The sequence below is a fragment of the Rhodococcus sp. R1101 genome (genome assembly GCF_000278445.1).
GTDB lineage: Bacteria > Actinomycetota > Actinomycetes > Mycobacteriales > Mycobacteriaceae > Rhodococcus > Rhodococcus gordoniae.
The window spans coordinates 1-3,071 of the sequence record NZ_AJVB01000465.1 but is presented as its reverse complement, the minus strand read 5'-3'; the positions used below and the strand labels follow the sequence as shown (position 1 = coordinate 3,071).

5 protein-coding genes and 1 pseudogene are annotated in these 3,071 nt (G+C 67.5%); 2 read left to right on the top strand and 4 right to left on the bottom strand.

What is annotated here, in order from left to right; genetic code table 11:
• Window positions 1-536 (bottom strand): annotated as a pseudogene (locus R1101_RS27680) (glycine--tRNA ligase); the annotation flags it as partial.
• 230 nt (window positions 537-766) lie between these two features.
• Between R1101_RS27680 and R1101_RS0119955 the strand changes: the two are divergent.
• Together R1101_RS0119955 and R1101_RS0119950 are read left to right on the top strand one after the other, a co-directional pair.
• Window positions 767-1,093: an ArsR/SmtB family transcription factor gene (locus R1101_RS0119955; RefSeq protein WP_232284795.1), complete on the top strand. Its 327-nt coding sequence runs from the start codon at window positions 767-769 to the stop codon at window positions 1,091-1,093.
• Window positions 1,090-1,506 carry a Fur family transcriptional regulator gene (locus tag R1101_RS0119950; protein WP_016935071.1) on the top strand — a complete coding sequence of 139 codons (417 nt, stop codon included), beginning with the start codon at window positions 1,090-1,092 and terminating at the stop codon, window positions 1,504-1,506. The genes R1101_RS0119955 and R1101_RS0119950 overlap by 4 nt, the downstream gene beginning before the upstream one ends.
• A gap of 9 nt (window positions 1,507-1,515) precedes the next feature.
• On the opposite strand, the gene R1101_RS0119945 is transcribed toward R1101_RS0119950, so the two are convergent.
• The 3 genes from R1101_RS0119945 to uppS form a co-directional block, all read right to left on the bottom strand.
• Window positions 1,516-2,073, bottom strand: coding sequence for a T3SS (YopN, CesT) and YbjN peptide-binding chaperone 1 (locus R1101_RS0119945; protein ID WP_016935070.1), 558 nt, complete (start codon window positions 2,071-2,073; stop codon window positions 1,516-1,518).
• Entirely contained in the window at window positions 2,070-2,495 is a 426-nt protein-coding gene (locus R1101_RS0119940; RefSeq protein ID WP_016935069.1) for a hypothetical protein, read from the bottom strand. The genes R1101_RS0119945 and R1101_RS0119940 overlap by 4 nt, the downstream gene beginning before the upstream one ends.
• The coding region (uppS, locus tag R1101_RS0119935) for a polyprenyl diphosphate synthase (protein ID WP_016935068.1) at window positions 2,492-3,071 on the bottom strand (580 nt) is incomplete at its 5' end. The genes uppS and R1101_RS0119940, both read right to left, overlap by 4 nt.

The following is a 3,071-nucleotide window of genomic DNA, read 5'->3' as shown; positions in this document are numbered from 1 at the left end:
GTGAGCACGTTCGCGAAGTTCACGAAGATGCCCTGCGCCGTCTCGGGGCGCAGGTAGTGGAGGCCTTCCTCGCTCTCGATCGGGCCGAGGTAGGTCTTGAGCATCATGTTGAAGTCGCGGGGCTCGGTCCACTGGCCTTTGGTGCCGCAGTCCGGGCACACGATCTCCGTCATCGGCACGGCGTCGGGATCGTCGAGCTTGTTCTTCTCGGCGTAGGCCTCCTGTAGGTGGTCCTGCCGGTGGCGCTTGTGACAGCTCAGGCACTCGACGAGCGGGTCGTTGAAGACACCGACGTGGCCGGACGCGACCCAGACCTGGCGCGGAAGGATCACCGACGAGTCGAGGCCGACGACGTCCTCGCGGCCGGTGACCATGTTGCGCCACCACTGCTTCTTGATGTTGTCCTTGAGCTCCACACCGAGCGGGCCGTAATCCCAGGCCGACCTGGTTCCGCCGTAGATCTCACCGCAGGGATAGACCAGGCCCCGGCGCTTGGCGAGGTTGGCGACGGTATCGATCTTGGATTTGGGTGCCACTCGGTTCTCCATCTTCGATGCGGGTTTTCGCAGCATGCGTCGATCTGTAAGCCTATCGCTCCTCGTTCGGAGTCCGAATTCGCGCCGGTTGACATGCGCAACCGTGCATATCAAAATGGAATCGATTTGCAATAAGGCCGCCCATCGGCGGCCGACCCGCCCCGAGGAGCCCCGTGAGTGTCGACGCCGATCCACACGACTGCAGCACAGGTGAGCGGGCCCTCGGATCGATCGGGACCGACGCCCTCGCGTCCCGGCCCGACATCTCCCACGACACACTGATCGCGGCCGGCGAGCTGCTGCGGGCGCTGTCGGCGCCCGTCCGCATCTCGATCGTGCTCGAACTGCGCGAGTCCGCTCGTTGCGTGCACGAACTGGTCGGCGCTCTCGGGGTCACCCAACCACTCATCAGCCAGCATCTGCGAGTACTCAAGACCGCCGGCGTCGTGCGCGGCGAACGCTCGGGACGCGAAGTGCTCTACCACCTGGCCGACGACCATCTCGCCCATATCGTCGTCGATGCCGTTGCTCATGCACAGGAAGGACGATCGCAGTGACCTCCGCCCGCAAACCTCTCGTGGGGGTCCGCTCGACCCGTCAACGCAGCGCCATCGTCGACCTGCTCGACAACACCGAGGAGTTCCGCTCCGCCCAGGATCTGCACGACGAACTGCGCAAGCGCGGCGAAGGCATCGGCCTGACCACCGTCTACCGCACTCTGCAGTCGCTCGCCGAGGTGGGCAGCGTCGACGTGCTGCGTACCGACAGCGGCGAATCGCTGTTCCGGCGGTGCTCCTCCGGGCACCACCACCATCTCGTGTGCCGCCACTGCGGCTTCACGGTCGAGGTGGACGGCCCGGAGGTCGAACGCTGGTCGCACGAGGTGGCCGAGGCGAACGGCTTCGTCGACGTCAGTCACACCGTCGAGATCTTCGGCAACTGCCGGGACTGCGCACTCGTACAGGGCTGACCGCGGCGGTCAGCCGCAGTCGCAGTCCCCACAGCCGCAGCCGTCGACGAGCAGGTCCTCCTCGTCGCCATCGGCCTCACCGTCGAAGACCGACGCCTCGCCCCCGAGGCGTTGCGTCAGCGCGCGTGCCTGCTCGACGACCGGGACGAGCGACGCGACGGCCCGCACGAGATGGATCGGGACGAGCGGCGACGCCGCGACCCGCAACTCGACGGTGACCCGGTCCTTGTCGAGGACGAACTTCACCTCGGGAAACTCGACCTGCAGGTCGCCGAGGACCTCCGCCGCCCGGGTGCGGCCCGCGATGCCCTCGACCAGATACGTGGTGAGCAGCACGAAGCCACCCTCGGCGTCGACGGTCGCGTAGGTGAGCACGTCGTCGATCCAGATCGGGATCTCGCCGTCCTCGTCGGCTTCGGGAGCCTCCTCGAGGATCTCCGAAAGCGTCTCCACCACGGCGGCACGCAGCGTGTCGTCGTCCTCGGTGGGGATCGCGACGGCATGCGACCCGTCGGCGGCGACGACCTCCTCGGGGGTGGCCTCGGCGTCGGTGTCGGTCGTGGTCACGAATTCTCCTTCGGATCGGGGGTTCCTGCGACGGCACCGCGCGCGTCGGCGGCGCCGTCGAGCACGAGCAGCAACATGGTGGTCAGCGCCGTGTCGTCGAGACCGGTCGCGGGAAACGAGTACCGCAGTACGACGTCGGCCTCGGCGTCGCGTTCGACGAGGTGCACCGAGCCGAACTGCAGGGCGTCGGCAGCGGTCGCGACCCGGCTGCGCACGGCGTCGTCGAGCGGAAGATCCCATGCGAGCACTCCGGTGACGGAGACCACGTCGAGTCCTTCGGTGAGTGTGACGACCTGCAGCGCGAAGGGCACGGCGCCGTAGTCGAATCCGAACGAGCTGTCGCCGTTCGCTACGGACGACGGGGTGCGGACGTCGACGAAGGGCGTGAGGGCGACCGCGACCCGCTCGCGCAGGGAGGTCACTTCACACCGCCGAATCGCCGGTCGCGCGAGGCGTATTCGACGCATGCCGCCCACAGGTCGCGCCGGTCGAAATCGGGGAACATCGTGTCCTGGAAGACCAGTTCGGCGTAAGCGGACTGCCACAGCAGGAAGTTCGAGGTGCGCTGCTCGCCCGAGGGCCGCAGGAACAGGTCGACGTCGGGCATCTCGGGCTCGTCGAGATACCGCGCGACGGTCGACTCGGTGATGCGCTCGGGGTCCAGTTCACCGGCCGCGACACGCCGGGCGATCTCCCGTGCGGCGTCGGCGATCTCGGCGCGGCCGCCGTAGTTGACGCACATCGTGAGGGTCATGACGTCGTTGTCCTTCGTCAGCTCCTCGGCGATCTCGAGTTCCTTGATCACGCTGCGCCACAGGCGGGGACGGCGGCCGGCCCACCGGACGCGCACACCCATCTCGTGCATCTCGTCGCGGCGTCGCCGGATCACGTCGCGGTTGAAGCCCATGAGGAACCGGACCTCGTCGGGGCTGCGCTTCCAGTTCTCGGTGGAGAAGGCATAGGCCGACAGCCACTTGACGCCCATCTCGATGCATCCG